Source organism: Comamonas sp. C24C (assembly GCF_053345995.1).
This window is the reverse complement of record NZ_JBKFBC010000001.1, coordinates 110,440-126,816: the sequence shown is the minus strand read 5'-3', so window position 1 is coordinate 126,816 and position 16,377 is coordinate 110,440. Positions and strand designations below refer to the sequence as shown.

Below are 16,377 nucleotides of genomic sequence, written 5' to 3'. Positions count from 1 at the left end.
TGTTCCGTCATGAGCGCCACGCCCCACGCCTCTTCCACAGCTGCCCGATTTGTCTCCTCCAACGAGATCCGCACGCGCTTCTCGCGCGCCATGTCCGAGATGTACCGCAAGGAAGTGCCCCAGTACGGCACGCTGATCGACCTGGTTGCCGATGTCAACGCTCTGACGCTGCAGGCCGATCCCGAGCTGCGCCAGCGCATGAGCAAAAGCGGCGAGCTTGAGCGCCTGGATGTGGAGCGCCATGGCGCCATCCGCGTGGGCACGGCCGAGGAACTGGCCACGCTGCGCCGCCTGTTCGCCGTGATGGGCATGGAGCCCGTGGGCTATTACGACCTCTCGGTGGCCGGCGTTCCCGTGCACTCCACGGCCTTTCGCCCCGTGCACGACGAGGCGCTGCTGGCCAACCCGTTTCGCGTCTTCACCTCGCTGCTGCGTCTGGAGCTGATCGCCGATGAGGCGCTGCGCGCGCAGGCAGCCGAGATCCTCCAGCGCCGTCGCATCTTCACGCCGCGCGCACTGGAGCTCATTGCCCAGGCCGAGCGCGACGGCGGCCTGGACAGCGACGATGCCGACGCCTTTGTGCAGCAGGCCCTGGAGACCTTCCGCTGGCACAGCGACGCCACCGTGGATGCCGCGACCTACAAGGCCCTGCAGCAAGCCCACCGCCTGGTGGCCGATGTGGTGTGCTTCAAGGGACCCCACATCAACCATCTGACGCCGCGCACGCTGGACATCGACCTGGCCCAGGCCGATATGCCCGCGCGTGGCATGGATGCCAAGGATGTGGTCGAAGGCCCGCCGCAGCGCGCCTGCCCGATCCTGCTGCGCCAGACCAGCTTCAAGGCGCTCAAGGAGGCCGTGCGCTTTACCGATGCCGACGCCAACGCGGACAATGCCGGCGCCCATACCGCCCGCTTTGGCGAGATCGAGCAGCGCGGCGTCGCGCTGACGCGCAAGGGCCGCGCTCTGTACGACGAGCTGCTGGGTCTGGTGCGCGGCATAGACAGCGCGGGCAGCGCCGCGCCCGACTATGCACACCGCCTGCGACAGGTCTTCACGCAGTTTCCCGACACCCACGAGGAACTGCGCCGCCAGGGTCTGGCCTTCTACCGCTACCGCCTGACCGAACATGCTCAGGCTCGGTTGCCCCAGGGCGCGGCCGAGGCAGATCTGGAAGCGCTGATCGGCAAGGGACTGGTGCAGGCCGAGCCGATTACCTATGAGGATTTTCTGCCCGTGAGCGCGGCCGGCATCTTCCAGTCCAACCTCGGCGGCGAGGAGCAAAAGCAATACCAGGCCCATGCCGCGCAGCAGGTCTTCGAGAGCGCACTGGGCGCACGCGTGCATGACGAAATCGCCCTGTACGAGGCCAGCGAACAGCAATCCAGGACTCAGGTTCTCGGGCTGCTGTCGGGAGCTGCGGCATGAGTCAGGACAGCGCACTGGCACCCTTTGCCGCCGTGTTTGCCGAGCCTGCGGGATCGCCGATACGCGAGCTGTTTCCCTATCTTTCTCGCCCCGGCATGATCTCGCTGGCCGGCGGCTATCCATCGCCCAGCCTCTTCGATGCCGAGGGCCTGGCCCAGGCCGCCGCACAGGCCATGACACAGGGTCCGGGCGCGCTGCAATATGGCGCCACCGAAGGCCTGAGCGAACTCCGTGAGGCCCTGGCGCAGCAGGCGCGCGAGCGCGGCATGCAGGCGACGGCCGCCGACATCCTCGTGACCACCGGATCGCAGCAGGCCTTTGACCTGCTGGTGCGCGTGCTCGTCGAGCCCGGCGACACGGTCCTGGTCGAGGTGCCCGCCTATCCGGCCACGCTGCAAGCCCTGCGTCTGGCGCAGGCGCGCATCCTGCCCATTCCCATGGACGAGCAAGGCCTGCAGACAGAAGCCCTGGCCGATCTGCTGGCCGCACTGCCCACCGACCAGCGCCCCAAGCTGCTCTACACCGTGCCGAACTTCTCCAACCCGCGCGGCACGCTGCTGGCGGCCGAACGCCGCGAGGCTCTGGTGCAACTGGCCAGGCAGCACGGCTTCTGGGTGGTCGAGGACGACCCCTATGGCGAGCTGCGCTTCGACGAACCCGGCGACGTCCCCCGGGCCATGCCTGGCACCGTGCGCGCCGCGGGCGAGCGCCTGGCCGAGCCCGGCTCCAACCCCGTCATCTATCTGTCCAGCCTGTCCAAGACAGTGGCACCCGCGCTGCGCGTGGGCTGGATGCTGGCCGACGCGCCGCTGCTGCGCCGCTGCACGGTGGCCAAACAGACGGCCGACCTGTGCACCTCGCCGCTGACGCAATCGGTCGCCGCCTGCTATCTGGCCAGCGGGCTCTACCCGGCCACCGTGCAGCGCGCGCGCCTGGAATACCAGCGCCGCATGCAGGCCCTGGTCCAGGGCTTGAACGCATCACCGGACAGCGGCATACGCTGCTCGCGTCCTGCGGGCGGCATGTTCGTCTGGGCCGAGCTGGACCGCCAGATCGATCCGCAAAAGCTCTTCGACGCCGCCGTGGCCCTGGGCGTAATTTATGTGCCAGGCAAGGCCTTCTATCCGGCCGACCCCGACCTGCACACGCTGCGCATGTCGTTTGCCGCACCCGAAGTGCCGCAGATCGCGCAGGCCGTGGAGCGTCTGTGCCAGGCTGCAGCGCAAAGCCGCTGAGATAAAGCCCCCCTGTGCTGCTTCGCGTCTTCCCCCTCTCCGGCTTCGCCGGAGGGGGACGGCACCGGCGCTGCGGGGCGGCCCTTGCGCGGCGCCCGGCCATGCACAGCGCCATGAAATAACGGACAAGCAGGGGGTCATCTGCACCAGCCCGGGCTGCGCGGCATAATTGCCGCTTCCTTCATGCCCCACACCATGGCCTGCCTACACCTGTCCACCGCCGCCCGCCTGCGCCGCTCTGCCCTTGCTGCAGAGCTGTCCGCGCGTGCCTGCGTGCTGCGTGCGCTACACACCCGCCGCCATGGCATTCCCACCGCATTCGTGAGCCTGAGCGGTGTCACGGCCATGCTTTCCGCCGCCGTGCGGAAGGCTTGAAGCACACAGCTCACATCCTCCGCACGGCCTTCCAGAACAGCATTTCCCTGGTGCATGGGAGAGGTACGTCCACGCCTTCGCGGCCCTGTACTGCCACGCGCACCGCATCTTGCTCAAAGGACGATCCGGAGGTCAGCCATGGACATGGAACTCACTCAAAATTTCTTGCGCGGCAAAAATCCCTGTGCCATGGGTTACCGCTGGTTTGTGCGCAACAACCTGGCCGGCGGGGACTACCAGGCCGCCATGGACACCCAGGTGGCCGCAGGCCGTGTGGAAGATGCACGCTGGCTGCTGGAGAACTTCGGCTCCACCAACAGCGTGCTGGAGCTCGAGCATCTGGAGGCCGACCACTTCGTCTATGCCGGCACGCTGATCGTGCACGGCGATGTGCGCGTCACCGGCCAGCTGCTGGTAGGCCGCAGCCTGCAGGCGGGCGGCGGCATACGCGCGGGCAAGCTCGAAGCGGGCGAAGAAATTCAGTGCGGTGGCGCCATCTTTGCCGCTGAACTGCTCCAGGCCGGCGGCAGCGTCAAGGCTGCCTGGAGCGTGGAAGTCGAAGGCGAGGTGCGCGCCGAAGACTTGCGCTGCGGCTGGGAGCTGCGCGGCGGCGGCCATGTAAAGCTCAAAGGCAATGCCCATATCGGCCAGGAGGTGCAGGTGCAAGGCGATATGCACTGCGGCAAGGGCCTGAAAGCAGGCGGCGCCATCGAGGTGCAGGGCCTGCTCGATGTAGGCCACGGCATTGCCGGCAACGACGGCATTCTGTGCGGCAACCATATTCAGGCCGGCTGGGGCATCAAGGCCCAGGGCGACATCCGCGCGGCCTGCAGCATCCGCAGCGGTGAGACCCTGCAGGCCGATGGCGAGATCGCGGCCGGCCCGGGCTACGGCGTGTTTGCCGGCATGAATGTGCAGATGCAAGCCTGGCCCGACTGCGCCTGGGTGCGTGCACTCAAAAAGCCCGAGGCGCTGATCAGCGGCTTCTGGGAAGGCCGGCCGGCCTTCGCCTAGATGTTGGCCGGGTTACCGGGCAAGCAGGCAAAATAGCTGTTTTGACCCAAGGCCAGCGCCCGGCGCCAGCCTGTTGATAAGAGAGTCTGCCCCGTGTTTACCGGCATCATTCAGGCCGTGGCAAAGATTGCCGCGCTGCGCGACCAGGACGGCCTGCGCACCTTCATCATGGAGTTCCCCGAAGGCTTCTGCCAGGACCTGGCCATTGGCGCCAGCGTCTCGCATGACGGCGTCTGCCTGACGGTGACCGAAAACCTCTCGCCCACCAGCGCCAGCTTTGATGTGATGCTGCAAAGCCTGAACATCACCACGCTGGGCAGCTGCAAGGCTGGCGACACGCTCAATGTGGAGCGCGCCGCCAAGGACGGTGCCGAGATTGGCGGCCACCCGCTGTCGGGCCATGTGGACTTCATGGCGCCGCTGCTGGAGGTGATGCAGACCGAGACCAATCACAAGATCCGCTTCGGCATTCCCGAGGCCTTTCGCCCCTATGTGTTTGCCAAGGGCTATATCGCCGTCAACGGCGCCAGCCTGACGGTTGCCGAGGTGAACCGCAAGGAGGGCTGGTTCGAGGTCTGGCTGATTCCCGAAACCCTGCGCATGACGGTGTTCGGCGACAAGAAGGTCGGCGATCTGGTCAATATCGAGATCGAGCGCAGCACCCAGGTGGTGGTCGATACCGTGCGCGAAACCGTGGAAGCCAGCCTGGGCCGGCTCAAGCCCGTGCTCGAAGCCCTGCTACAGGAAAAAGGCCTGAGCCTGGACGATTTTGTGGACGTGCCACAACTGCCCAGACAATAGCTCTGGCCACGGGACAAGCGCCGGAACATCTTCCGGCGCCTGCTCCTCCGTCGCTGCCGGCCCTCTTGTCAGAGAGCGGGTTTGAAGCGCTTGAGCCGCAGCGCGTTGGAGAGCACGAAGACGCTGGACAGCGCCATGGCCCCGGCGGCAAATACGGGCGACAGCAGCATGCCGTTGAAGGGATAGAGCAGACCTGCCGCCACCGGTATCAGCGCCACGTTGTAGGCAAAGGCCCAGAACAGGTTCTCGCCAATGTTCTTCATGGTGGCCTTGGACAGCGCGATCGCATTCGGCACGCCCGAGAGGTCGCCAGACATCAGCACCACATCGGCCGCCTCGATGGCGATATCGGTGCCCGTGCCTATGGCGATGCCCACATCGGCTTCGGCCAGGGCCGGTGCGTCGTTGATGCCGTCGCCCACATAGGCCAGCGTGCCATGCTCGGCCTTGAGGCGCTTCACGCTCTCGACCTTGCCGCCGGGCAGCACCTCGGCCACCACCTCGTCAATGCCCAGCTGCCTGGCAATCGCCTCGGCCGTGTGGCGGTTGTCGCCGGTGATCATGGCCACCTTCAGGCCCAGTGCGTGCAGGGCATCGATCGCGGGCTTGGTGCTGGGCTTGATGGGATCGGCCACGGCAATCATGGCGGCCACCCGTCCGCCGATGGCCGCATACAGCGGCGTCTTGCCTTCGCTGCCCAGGCGCTCGGCCTCGGCCGCAAAACCGTCAACGCTCAGGCCAAGCTCGCGCATGAAGCGGTCGGCACCGATCTCCACCTGATCGCCCAGCACCACGGCACGCACGCCGAAACCGGTCACCGATGCGAAATCGCTGATGGCTGGAATCTCCAGCCCTTCGGCTTTGGCCGCATCGACGATGGTACGTGCAATCGGGTGCTCGCTGCGATCCTCCACAGCAGCCACCTGCGCCAGCACGGCGCCGCGCTCAAAGCCGTCGGCCAGCGCCAGATCGGTCAGCTCGGGACGGCCACGGGTCAGCGTGCCGGTCTTGTCCACCGCCACCACCCTGGCATCCTTGAGCTGCTGCAGCGCCTCGCCCTTGCGCAGCAACACTCCCATTTGCGCGGCACGCCCGGTACCCACCATGATGGAAGTCGGCGTGGCCAGGCCCATGGCACAGGGGCAGGCAATGATGAGCACGGCCACGGCATTGACCAGGGCAAAGCTCAGCGCGGGATCGGGACCCCAGATCAGCCAGATCACGAAAGTCAGCAGGGCCGCGGCCATGACGGCCGGCACAAACCACATGGTGATCTTGTCCACCAGGGCCTGAATCGGCAGCTTGCTGCCCTGGGCCTGCTCCACCATGCGGATGATCTGTGCCAGCAGCGTATCGGCGCCCACCTTGGTGGCCCTGAAAGCCAGCGCCCCGTTCTGATTGACCGTGCCGCCCACCACTTCGGCGCCCTCGGCCTTCTCGACCGGAACGGGCTCGCCGCTGATCATGGATTCGTCGACAAAGCTGCGGCCTTCGATGACCTCGCCATCGACGGGAATACGCTCGCCCGGCCGCACTTCGATCAGATCGCCGGCACGCACCTGGGCGATATCGACTTCCTGGACCTGGCCATCGCGGCGCACGCGCGCCGTCTTGGCCTGCAACTGCACCAGGCGGCGAATGGCCTCCGAGGTATTGCCCTTGGCACGCGCCTCCAGAAAGCGGCCCAGCAGGATCAGCGCCACGATGACGGCCGCGGCCTCGAAGTACACATTCACGGTGCCTGCAGGCAGCCATTGCGGCACAAAGGTCGCGACCACCGAATAGGCAAATGCCGCCGAGGTGCCCACGGCGACCAGAGAATTCATGTCGGGCGCAGCGCGCAGCAGGGCGGGCACGCCTTTCTCGAAGAAGCGCCGGCCCGGCCCGAACAGCACCACGGCCGTCAGCGCGAACTGGAGGTACCAGCTGTTCTGGGTGCCGATGCTGCCTGCAATCCAGTGGTGAAACGCAGGCACCATGTGACCGCCCATTTCCAGCAGAAACACGGGCAGTGCAAACAGGGTCGCAAAGATCAGGGAACGCTTGAGCGATTCGCGCTCCTGTGCCTGGCGCGCGGCTGTGGCGTCCTCGCCAGTCGCGCCAGCGCTGTGCGCCACGGGCTGCGCTTCATAGCCGGCCTTTTCAATCGCCGCGATCAGGGCGCTCACCGTCACGCCGCCCTGCAGCTGCACGCTGGCACGTTCGGTCGCGAGATTCACCACTGCATCCTGCACTCCAGGTACCTTCTTGAGCGCACGCTCCACACGGCCGACGCAGGACGCACAGGTCATGCCGTTCACCTGCAGATCCACGCTTTGCGCGGGCACCGCGTAGCCCGCTTTTTCGATCGCCGCCACGGCCTGCGGCAGGATGGCCGCAGCCTGCGCCGGATCGGTCACGGTGAGGCTGGCTTTTTCCGTGGCCAGATTGACCACGGCCTCCTGCACACCGGGCACTTTCTTGAGCGCCCGCTCCACCCGGCCCACGCAGGAAGCGCAGGTCATTCCTTCCACAGACAGTTCAAAGGCTCCGCTTTTGGTCAGTGCATTCATCGCGTTCTCCATTCACGTTGAAGGCAACTGTAGAGATTGACATCATGTAAAGGTCAAGCCCCCGGCAAAAACCTCTTTCGGCAGGGTGCAAACATGCGGAGTTTGGCTTGAGTGCAGCAAGGCAAAAAAACAAAGCGCGACACGGAGGTCGCGCTTTGAGCGGGGCTGGCTATGTCTATCGGATATGCGCGATCACGGCGCTCAAGACCTGTGCAGTGCCTGGCTGCACGGCCAGTGTGATGCGGCCGCTCTTGTGGGCCGAAACCTGCATTTCCATCTTCATGGCTTCCATCACGGCGATCACATCGCCTTCCTTGACCTCGTCGCCATCGGCCACCTTCCAGGCATGCAGATTGCCGGCAATCGGCGAGATGACGGCATCGGGGTCCACGTTTTGCGACGCTGCGGCCTGGGTCGCACCGGTCGCCGGTGCAGACAGTCCTTGCAGCAGCATGGCGGGCAGGCCCAGCTGCACGCGGCGGCCGTCGATCTCGATGGCGGTGCGCAGCAGGCTGGTGTCAGCCACGGGCTCGGCACGGGCGGCGGCGGCCAGCGGCTCGGCAAATTCGGTCTCGATCCAGCGGGTGTGGACATTGAAGCCCGCAGTCCCCACAAAGTCGGCCTGATTCAGCACTGCCTTGTGGAAGGGCAGCACCGAAGCCACGCCCTCGATGCGGAACTCGGCCAGCGCGCGGCGCGCACGGGCCAGGGCCTGCTCGCGCGTTGCCCCCGTGACGATGAGCTTGGCCATCATGGAGTCAAACGTTCCGGGGATCACCGAGCCGGACTCGACGCCCGAATCGAGCCGCACACCCGGCCCCGAAGGTGGGGCAAAACGCGTGATCAGACCCGGCGTGGGCAGAAAGCCGCGCCCCACATCTTCGGCATTGATACGAAACTCGATGGAATGGGCCCGTGGCGCCGGAGTCTGCGTGAAGGACAGAGGCAGACCGTCGGCCACGCGCAGCTGTTCCTGCACCAGATCGATGCCCGTGGTTTCCTCGGTCACGGTGTGCTCGACCTGCAGGCGGGTATTGACCTCGAGGAAGGAAATGGCGCCGTTGCCGCTGAGCAGAAACTCCACGGTTCCGGCGCTGACATAGCCGGCTTGGGCACAGATCGCCTTTGCCGCACTGTGAATGCGTTCACGCTGCGCATCGGTGATGAAGGGGGCAGGAGCCTCTTCCACCAGCTTCTGGTTGCGACGCTGCAGCGAGCAATCGCGCGTGCCCAGCACCACCACATTGCCGTGCGTGTCGGCAATCACCTGCGCCTCGATATGGCGCGGCTTGTCGAGAAACTGCTCCACAAAGCATTCGCCACGACCGAAAGCCGTCACGGCTTCGCGCACGGCCGATGCATACAGCTCGGCCACTTCGTCCATGCGCCAGGCGATCTTCATGCCGCGGCCACCGCCGCCAAAAGCAGCCTTGATGATGATGGGCAGACCATGCTGCTGGGCAAAGGCCAGCACTTCGTCGGCATCCTTGACGGGATCGGGCGTGCCGGCCACCAGCGGCGCACCGACCTGCAACGCAATCTTGCGCGCCTCGACCTTGTCGCCCAGCTTGGCGATGGTGTCGGGGCGCGGGCCGATCCAGACCAGACCCGCATCCAGCACGGCCTGCGCAAAGGCTTCGCTCTCGGACAGAAAGCCATAGCCGGGATGCACGGCGTCGGCACCCGAACGCTTGGCAATCGCAATCAGCTTGGCGATGTTCAGATAGGTGTCGGCAGGCTTGTCGCCATCGAGGCCGTAGGCCTCGTCGGCACGGCGCACGTGCAGGGCGTCGATATCGGCATCGGCATAGACGGCGACGGACTTCACGCCATAGTCGGCACAGGCGCGTGCAATGCGCACGGCGATCTCGCCACGGTTGGCAATCAGAACTTTGGTAATCATGGTTGCCACCTCAGGAAGCGTAAGACAGGGATGCGAGACCGCCGCCGCCTGCTGCGCAGGCCCGGCAATCTGGAGAAACAACTGCTGCGCAGCTGTTTTTGCCACGGTTGGCAATCAGAGATTTTTTCATCAAGTCACTCCTCACTCCGCGGCTGCAGGCACCAGCTCTGCAAAGGTACGGATGGGGTTAAAACGAATCCAGGCCCCTACGGGAATCTGTCCCGCAAGATCCAGATGATGGGGCGCCACGCAGCCGATCACGGGATAGCCGCCGGTCAGCGGATGGTCGGCCAGAAACAGCACGGGCTGGCCGCTGGCGGGAACCTGGATGGCTCCCAGCGGCGTACCTTCGCTGGGCAGCTCGCTGCTCACGGCGCGCGTCAGCACCTGTTCTCCGGCCAGGCGCAGGCCCACGCGATTGGACTGGGGCGTGACCTGCCAGCGCTGGGCGGCCAGCAAGGCCACGGCCTCGGGCGTGAACCAGTCGGTACGCGGGCCCAGTTCCACATCCAGCACCACCTCGCCGTCCGGGGCCGGCAGCTCCTGCAGCGGCAGGGCCAGCTCGGCCACCACGGCATGGTGGTCCGGCAGCACCGCCAGCAACTGCCCAGTTTGCAGAGCGGGCGGGCCGACATGGGCCAGGGTGTCCGTCGAAGCGCTGCCCAGCACGGGAGCCACCTCGTAGCCGCCGCGCACCGCCACATAGCAGCGGGCACCGGCCACGGGCTGGCCAAGGCTCAGTGTGTCGCCATCGGCCAGCGCAATCGCGGCATAACGCGGCGCAGACCAGCGGCGCCCGTCGGCCGTGGTGATGCCAAGAGGTGCGTCTGCACCGGTCACGGCCACTACGTTCTCGCCCACGCTTTGCAGCGACAGGCCGCCGCCTACCGTCTCCAGCACCGGCATCTGACTGGCATTGCCGACCAGCCGGTTGGCCGTCTTGAACGCCGCCTGGTCCATGGCGCCGGAGGCCGAAACGCCCTGACCGGCCTGGCCATGGCGCCCTATATCCTGGAACAGCGTGAGCAGGCCTGTGGCCCGCACACGCAAGGCACCGGCATCTGCTTTTAGATTCGTAGCTGCTTGCGCTTTCCCCTTATTGATTTCAGCTACTTTATTAGCTGAAATCGAACTGGATAGAGCACTTGAAGCTTCTGTTTGCGTAGCAATATCGACAAACTGCACGCGGTAGCCGGGCTGCAGCAAGGCCGGCAGGTCGCGCGCCAGATCCCACATCGCGGCATCGGTCACGCCGATGATCTGCCAGCCGCCGGGGCTGGCCTGGGGATAGACCGCGCTGAAGCTGCCGGCCAGCGCCACGGCACCGGCCGGAACCTTGGTTCGCGGCGTGGCGCGGCGCGGCACCTGGAAGACGGGGTCGCCGCCGCTCAGATAGGCAAAGCCCGGCGCAAAACCGGTAAAGGCCACCGACCATTCGCTGCCCGTGTGGCGGCGCACCACCTCCTCGGCCGTGATGCCCAGTATCTGTGCGACTTCGGCGAGATCCTCGCCGTCATAGCGCACGGGAATCTGCACCAGCACGTCCGAGCGCTGCACGCTGCCGCTGAGGTCGCACTCGGCAATGCGCCGCACCAGTTGCGCCGCGCCGATGATATGGGGCGCAAACTGTACAAGAATGGTGCGCGCAGCAGGCACCAGCTCCTGCACGCCTTCTATGGGACTGGCCTGCAAGGCCCCCAGCAGCACCAGCGTCTGCTGCAGGTCGGCCAGCTCCACCAGGATGGCGTGGCGGTTGACGGGCAAAAAGCGCATGGAACTCATGGTGCTGTTTCCACAAAGGAGGTGATCTGCACGCCCTCCTGCTCGAAGCGCTGGCGGATGTTGCGTGCAATGGCCACGGCACCGGGGCTGTCGCCATGCACGCAGATGGAGTCGGCCTGCACACGCACCAGAGAGCCGTCCACGGCCTCGATCACTCCATCACGCACCAGGGTCAGCATGCGCTGGGCGATCAGGTTTTCGTCGTGCAGTACGGCACCGGGCTCGCGGCGCGAGACCAGGGCGCCGTCGGGCGTGTATCCGCGATCGGCAAAGGCCTCGGCCACCACCTTCAGGCCTGCATCGCGGGCCCATTCAATCAGGGGCGCACCTGCCAGCGCCATCAGCACCAGACTGGGATTGATGGCCTTGATGGCATTGATCACATCCATGGCCTGACGCTTGTCCTGGGCAATGGTGTTGTAGAGCGCGCCGTGCGGCTTGACGTACTGGACGCTGGTGCCGGCCGCCTGCGCCAGACCTTGCAGAGCGCCGATCTGGTAGATCACGTCGGCCACCAGATCGCCGCTGGCCACATCCATGTTGCGACGCCCGAAACCCGACAGGTCGCGGTAGGCCACATGCGCGCCGACGACCACGCCGCGCGCCTTGGCGGCCCTGAGCGTGGTCAGCATCCCGGCCGGGTCGCCGGCATGAAAGCCGCAAGCCACATTGGCGCTGCTGACGATGTCCAGCATGGCCGCATCGTCGCCCATGCGCCAGGCGCCGAAGCTCTCGCCCAGATCGCTGTTCAAATCCATTTTCATCATTCTTCTCCCGGTCGGCATCAATGCAGCTGACCTGCGTGTTCCTGCAAATCCTGCTGCACCGTCATGGCCGTATGAATGGCTGCGCGTATGCCCTGAATCTGCGTTTCCAGCGCCATGCTGGCCATGCCCGGCTGGCGCGCGGCCTGCTGCGGCAGCGCGGGTATGTGAATAAAGCCGCCGCGCACGCCGGGGCCCGCACGGCGCGACAGCCTGTGCATCAGGGCATAGAACACATGGTTGCAGACAAAAGTGCCCGCCGTGTTCGACACCGCAGCCGGAATGCCCGCGTCCCGCAGATGGCGCACCATGGCCTTGATGGGCAGGGTCGAGAAGTAGGCCGCGGGCGCATCGCGCACCACGGGCTGGTCAACGGGCTGATGGCCCGCGTTGTCCGGAATGCGGGCATCGTCGATATTGATGGCCACACGCTCCGGCGTGATTTCAGTGCGCCCGCCGGCCAGCCCCAGGCTGATGATCAGCGTGGGCTGCAGCCTGGCTAGCGCCTCGTCGAGCGCCGCCATGGCCGCGCCGAACACGCAGGGCAGTTGCACGGCATGCACCACACCGTCCGCAATCAGCTCGCCATCCAGCGCACGCGCCACTTCCCACGAGGGGTTGACGCTATCTTTGTCGAAGGGCTCAAAGCCGGTCAGCAGGATTCGGTGGGCAGCCTCAGTCATGGCAACTCTCTCTTATCGGAACATCAGGAAGTTGAGCAGGAACACATTCACGATCAGCAGCGTGATGGCCGTGGGAACCTGCGCACGGATGACGGCATTCTTGTCAATTTCCAGCAGTGCTGCGGGCACCAGGTTGAAGTTGGCCGCCATGGGCGTCAGCAAGGTGCCGCAGTAGCCCGACAACATGCCGACTGCCGCCATCACGGCCGGGTCACCATGGTAGACGCCAACCAGCACGGGCACGCCCACACCGCCGGTCATCACCGGAAAGGCCGCAAAGCCATTGCCCATGATGACGGTGAACAGCGCCATGCCGATCACGTACACGGCCACGGCCACAAAGCGCACATCCATGTTGATGTAGGTAGTGGTCACATAGGCCACGGCCTTGCCCACGCCGGCATCCGAGAACACCAGACCCAGCATGCCCAGCATCTGGGGCAGCACAAGAGCCCAGCCCAGTGCGTCGATCAGGCGGTGCGACTCGCGCAGGCCCTGCACGGGAGTCTCGCGCGTCATCTTGCAGGCCAGCACCAGCGCGACCACGCAGCCGATGCCCAGACTGACCAGCGTGCTGTTCTTGGGGTCGATCAGGGGAGTGCCGCCAAAGACCAGATGCTTGGCCGACAGCGTGCCCACCATGGTGATCAGCGGGATGGCCAGCGCCGGCACAAACAGCTTGTTGCCCAGGCGCTTGGCGCTTTCCAGGTACTGTGCATCGGTGCGCGGCTGATGGTTACCGCCCATCACGCCGCCGAAACCGGCAATCAGGGCCATGACGACCGCCACCGCCCCCACCCATACGGGCGGCAGCAGATCGCCGACGAGGAACACCGCCGCATACAGCGCCCAGAACAGGCCCGCCGAGAAACGGCGCGGGTTGCTGCCGTCGCGCAGCGTCATCACGGCCGTCACCGCCAGCACCAGGCCGACGAGGTAATACAGGTATTGAATGGTGATGGTCATGCCGACTCTCCCTGGGCAGCTTTCTTTTCCGCAGCAATTTCACGCGCCAGCTGCCTGTCCAGGCGATGCAGGCGGAAGGCATGGATGGCAAAGGCCGAGATGGCCGTGGGAATGCCCCACAGCGCGACATGAATCGGTTCGACCTCGATGCCCGCCTCCTTCAGGAAGGTGGTCATCAGCACGATCGCACCGAAGGCCACGAAGATGTCTTCACCAAAGAACAGACCCACGTTGTCCGTGGCAGCCGACATGGCACGCAGCTTCTCGCGCACCTTGCCCGACAGCTTGCCGTAGCGGTTTTCCGTCGCGCCTTCGGCCATGGGGGCCAGCAGCGGACGCACCATCTGGGGATGACCGCCAAGGCTGGTCAGGCCGATGGCTGCGGTGAGCTGACGCGCTGCCAGGTAGACGATCAGCAGGCGGCCGGCTGTGGCCGACTTGATGGAGCTGATCCAGTTTTGCGCATGCTGGCGCAGGCCATGGCGCTCCAGCAAGCCGATCACGGCCAGCGGCAGCAGGATGATGAGCGGCAAGTTGCGGGTCTTGATGAAGCCGGCTCCGATGGCGGCCAGCACCTTGTCCAGCGGAAAGCCCGCCGCGAAGGCGGTGCCGATGGCGGTCACGATGACCACCAGCATGGGGTTAAAGCGCAGCGCGAAGCCGGCAATGATGATGAGCACGCCGATCAGCGGCCACAGGTTTACGTCTACAGGCATGGAAGCCTCCGGAAATCACGCCCTGATCCGTTGCGCGGCGGGCTCTACCAAAGACGGGAACGCTCTCAGCAACCCGCCCAGCTCTTTTGAGGAAGGCTGGGCAGCTCTGCTTCAGACCTGCTTCATTCCTCTAATTGTTGAACAATCTATTTAGATTGATTCCACAAATGAAATTGTTTGCAGAACAAATAGACTTTGTAATAGAGCAAACCCTAGGTATCGCCAATCTTTTGGACTTCTCTGAGTCAACAGAACGATGGCTACACTCTGGCGACAGCAAAAAGGGAATGCCATGAAAGTCGCCGCAGAGGTCCAGAATCTGACCGAACGCATCGCCGAAGAAATACGCAGCCAGCTGGTCAAGGGCGTGCTGAGCCCTGGCCAGCGGCTTTCCGAAGCGGCACTCAGCGAAGCGCTGGATATTTCGCGCAACACCTTGCGCGAGGTGTTCCGCATGCTGACCAAGGAAGGTCTGCTCGTGCACGAGCCCAACAAGGGCGTATCGGTGGCCGTGCCCAGCATGGCGTCCATCATCGATATCTATCGCGTGCGGCGCATGATCGAGTGCCAGGCGCTGGCACAGGCTTATCCCATGCACCCGGCGCTGACGCGGATGCGCGAGGCCGTGGAAAGCGGCCAGCGCCACAGCGAGGCCGAGGACTGGTCCGAAGTGGGCACCGCCAATATGGCGTTTCACAAAGCCATCGTGGCCCTGGCCGACAGCGAGCGCCTCAACGAGATGTTCTCGCATCTGCTGGCGGAGCTGCGCCTGGCCTTCGGCCTGCTGCGCGACCCGCATTTCCTGCATGCGCCCTATGTAAGCATGAACCTGAAGATTCTGCAGATCTTCGAGGCCGGCAGACCCGCAGAGGCGGCGCAGGAGCTCAGTGCCTATCTGGTGCACTCGGAGCGCATCATTCTGGCCGCCTATGCCCGGCGTCTGGCAGAGGCTGGCATCAAGGCTCCCTGAAGTTTCTTGTTCAACAATCCAGGCCTACCCAATGGAGATAAGAAAGAAAACGCCCTACGCTTTGTAAAAACTCGTTGAAATCCCTCATGGATACCTGTTGAGACAAATGCTACTTTTGGCACAACTCTTGCCTGAGTTCATTTGTCCGCATCTCTTATCCGAGGAGTTTTCATGAAGCGTCGCCTTTTCTGCGCCACCGCCACCTTGCTCGCCGGCATCGGCATTGCCGGTCAAGCCATGGCACAAACCAAATGGGATTTCGCCACCGCATACGGGCCTGGAAACTTTCACTCCAAGAACAACGAACTGTTCGTGAAGGATGTGGACGCCGCCACCGGCGGCAAGCTCAGGATCACGCCGCACTTTGGTGCATCGCTGTTCAAGATGCCCGAAATCAAGCGTGCCGTGCAAACCGGCAATGCACAGATGGGCGAGTTCTTTCTGGTGAGCTTCCAGAACGAGTCGCAGATTTTCGGCACCGACGGCCTGCCGTTTCTGGTGAGCAACTACGAGGATGCCTACAAGCTCTACCAGGCCCAGAAGCCCGCGCTGCAGAAGCTGCTGGACAAGCAGGGGCAGGTGCTGCTGTATTCCGTGGCCTGGCCGCCCCAGGGCATCTACACCAAGAAACCCATCAGCTCCGCAGCCGATCTCAAGGGCATGAAGTGGCGCGTCTACTCGCCGACCACGGCCCGCATCGGCGAGCTGATTGGCGCCCAGCCAGTGACCGTACAGGAAGCCGAGCTGTCCCAGGCCCTGGCGACCGGCGTGGTGGATGGCCTGATCACCTCGAGCGCGACCGGCGCCGACAACAAGCTGTTTGAAAGCCTGAAGTACTACTACAACGTGCAGGCCTGGATTCCCAAGAATGCCGTGACCGTGAGCAAGAAGGCCTTTGGCGCACTGGACAAGAGCACGCAGGAAGCCGTGCTGAAGGCCGCTGCAGCCGCCGAGCAGCGCGGCTGGAAAGAGTCCAGGGAAGTGGATGCGCGCTCGATTGCCGCACTCAAGCAAGGCGGCATGCAGGTCGAGCAGCCCTCCGCCCAGCTCAAGGCCGACCTGGGCAAGATCGGCGCGACCGTGATCAAGGAATGGACGGACAAGGCCGGTGCTGACGGCCAGGCCATTCTCGACGGCTACAAGGCTGGCAAGTAAGGCGCAGATGGCATCTGGCTGCCCAGTCCCGGC

14 protein-coding genes are annotated in these 16,377 nt (G+C 64.9%); 7 read left to right on the top strand and 7 right to left on the bottom strand.

All coding sequences use genetic code 11. From position 1 onward, the window contains the following. The first annotated feature begins 9 nt into the window (after positions 1 to 9). From hglS to ACLBXN_RS00505, 5 genes are all read left to right on the top strand, one after another. Positions 10 to 1,428 carry a 2-oxoadipate dioxygenase/decarboxylase HglS gene (gene hglS / locus ACLBXN_RS00525; protein ID WP_447610773.1) on the top strand — a complete coding sequence of 473 codons (1,419 nt, stop codon included), beginning with the start codon at positions 10 to 12 and terminating at the stop codon, positions 1,426 to 1,428. Continuing rightward, the gene (locus ACLBXN_RS00520) at positions 1,425 to 2,663 is read left to right on the top strand and encodes an aminotransferase-like domain-containing protein (protein ID WP_447610772.1); all 1,239 of its coding nucleotides are present in this window, start codon (positions 1,425 to 1,427) and stop codon (positions 2,661 to 2,663) included. The genes hglS and ACLBXN_RS00520 overlap by 4 nt, the downstream gene beginning before the upstream one ends. A gap of 183 nt (positions 2,664 to 2,846) precedes the next feature. Next, positions 2,847 to 3,038: a hypothetical protein gene (locus ACLBXN_RS00515; RefSeq protein WP_249334363.1), complete on the top strand. Its 192-nt coding sequence runs from the start codon at positions 2,847 to 2,849 to the stop codon at positions 3,036 to 3,038. A gap of 138 nt (positions 3,039 to 3,176) precedes the next feature. Continuing rightward, positions 3,177 to 4,052 (top strand): hypothetical protein, encoded by an 876-nt coding sequence (locus tag ACLBXN_RS00510; protein WP_447610771.1) that lies wholly within the window; start codon positions 3,177 to 3,179, stop codon positions 4,050 to 4,052. 93 nt (positions 4,053 to 4,145) lie between these two features. Beyond that, a complete protein-coding gene (locus ACLBXN_RS00505; protein WP_003058924.1) occupies positions 4,146 to 4,853 on the top strand; it encodes a riboflavin synthase in 708 nt (235 codons plus the stop codon). A 68-nt stretch (positions 4,854 to 4,921) separates the two neighbouring features. Here ACLBXN_RS00505 and ACLBXN_RS00500 read toward each other — a convergent pair whose 3' ends face one another. The 7 genes from ACLBXN_RS00500 to ACLBXN_RS00470 all read right to left on the bottom strand — a co-directional run bounded on the left by ACLBXN_RS00500 (position 4,922) and on the right by ACLBXN_RS00470 (position 14,219). Further along, the gene (locus ACLBXN_RS00500) at positions 4,922 to 7,405 is read right to left on the bottom strand and encodes a heavy metal translocating P-type ATPase (RefSeq protein WP_447610770.1); all 2,484 of its coding nucleotides are present in this window, start codon (positions 7,403 to 7,405) and stop codon (positions 4,922 to 4,924) included. A 175-nt stretch (positions 7,406 to 7,580) separates the two neighbouring features. Further along, positions 7,581 to 9,308, bottom strand: coding sequence for an acetyl/propionyl/methylcrotonyl-CoA carboxylase subunit alpha (locus ACLBXN_RS00495; protein WP_249334368.1), 1,728 nt, complete (start codon positions 9,306 to 9,308; stop codon positions 7,581 to 7,583). 141 nt (positions 9,309 to 9,449) lie between these two features. Further along, a complete protein-coding gene (locus tag ACLBXN_RS00490; RefSeq protein ID WP_447611189.1) occupies positions 9,450 to 11,081 on the bottom strand; it encodes a 5-oxoprolinase subunit B/C family protein in 1,632 nt (543 codons plus the stop codon). Between the two features lie 5 nt (positions 11,082 to 11,086). Then, a complete protein-coding gene (locus ACLBXN_RS00485; protein WP_447610768.1) occupies positions 11,087 to 11,854 on the bottom strand; it encodes a LamB/YcsF family protein in 768 nt (255 codons plus the stop codon). Between the two features lie 20 nt (positions 11,855 to 11,874). Beyond that, a complete protein-coding gene (gene pcp, locus ACLBXN_RS00480; RefSeq protein ID WP_447610767.1) occupies positions 11,875 to 12,537 on the bottom strand; it encodes a pyroglutamyl-peptidase I in 663 nt (220 codons plus the stop codon). A 12-nt stretch (positions 12,538 to 12,549) separates the two neighbouring features. Then, the gene (locus tag ACLBXN_RS00475) at positions 12,550 to 13,503 is read right to left on the bottom strand and encodes a DUF979 domain-containing protein (protein WP_447610766.1); all 954 of its coding nucleotides are present in this window, start codon (positions 13,501 to 13,503) and stop codon (positions 12,550 to 12,552) included. Continuing rightward, entirely contained in the window at positions 13,500 to 14,219 is a 720-nt protein-coding gene (locus ACLBXN_RS00470) for a DUF969 domain-containing protein (protein ID WP_211457863.1), read from the bottom strand. Before ACLBXN_RS00470 ends, ACLBXN_RS00475 begins: the two co-directional genes overlap by 4 nt. A 292-nt stretch (positions 14,220 to 14,511) precedes the next feature. Here ACLBXN_RS00470 and ACLBXN_RS00465 point away from each other — a divergent pair, with 292 nt between their 5' ends. Further along, positions 14,512 to 15,189 carry a GntR family transcriptional regulator gene (locus ACLBXN_RS00465; protein WP_012836944.1) on the top strand — a complete coding sequence of 226 codons (678 nt, stop codon included), beginning with the start codon at positions 14,512 to 14,514 and terminating at the stop codon, positions 15,187 to 15,189. Between the two features lie 171 nt (positions 15,190 to 15,360). Continuing rightward, the gene (locus ACLBXN_RS00460) at positions 15,361 to 16,344 is read left to right on the top strand and encodes a TRAP transporter substrate-binding protein (protein WP_211457864.1); all 984 of its coding nucleotides are present in this window, start codon (positions 15,361 to 15,363) and stop codon (positions 16,342 to 16,344) included. Positions 16,345 to 16,377: the final 33 nt, after the last annotated feature.

Bases quoted from the DNA above. Each gene is read 5' to 3' on its own strand.
- hglS (WP_447610773.1), top strand. From the start codon at position 10: ATGAGCGCCACGCCCCACGCCTCTTCCACAGCTGCCCGATTTGTCTCC.
- ACLBXN_RS00520 (WP_447610772.1), top strand. From the start codon at position 1,425: ATGAGTCAGGACAGCGCACTGGCACCCTTTGCCGCCGTGTTTGCCGAG.
- ACLBXN_RS00515 (WP_249334363.1), top strand. From the start codon at position 2,847: ATGCCCCACACCATGGCCTGCCTACACCTGTCCACCGCCGCCCGCCTG.
- ACLBXN_RS00510 (WP_447610771.1), top strand. From the start codon at position 3,177: ATGGACATGGAACTCACTCAAAATTTCTTGCGCGGCAAAAATCCCTGT.
- ACLBXN_RS00500 (WP_447610770.1), bottom strand. From the start codon at position 7,405: ATGAATGCACTGACCAAAAGCGGAGCCTTTGAACTGTCTGTGGAAGGA.
- ACLBXN_RS00495 (WP_249334368.1), bottom strand. From the start codon at position 9,308: ATGATTACCAAAGTTCTGATTGCCAACCGTGGCGAGATCGCCGTGCGC.
- ACLBXN_RS00490 (WP_447611189.1), bottom strand. From the start codon at position 11,081: ATGCGCTTTTTGCCCGTCAACCGCCACGCCATCCTGGTGGAGCTGGCC.
- ACLBXN_RS00485 (WP_447610768.1), bottom strand. From the start codon at position 11,854: ATGAAAATGGATTTGAACAGCGATCTGGGCGAGAGCTTCGGCGCCTGG.
- pcp (WP_447610767.1), bottom strand. From the start codon at position 12,537: ATGACTGAGGCTGCCCACCGAATCCTGCTGACCGGCTTTGAGCCCTTC.
- ACLBXN_RS00475 (WP_447610766.1), bottom strand. From the start codon at position 13,503: ATGACCATCACCATTCAATACCTGTATTACCTCGTCGGCCTGGTGCTG.
- ACLBXN_RS00470 (WP_211457863.1), bottom strand. From the start codon at position 14,219: ATGCCTGTAGACGTAAACCTGTGGCCGCTGATCGGCGTGCTCATCATC.
- ACLBXN_RS00465 (WP_012836944.1), top strand. From the start codon at position 14,512: ATGAAAGTCGCCGCAGAGGTCCAGAATCTGACCGAACGCATCGCCGAA.
- ACLBXN_RS00460 (WP_211457864.1), top strand. From the start codon at position 15,361: ATGAAGCGTCGCCTTTTCTGCGCCACCGCCACCTTGCTCGCCGGCATC.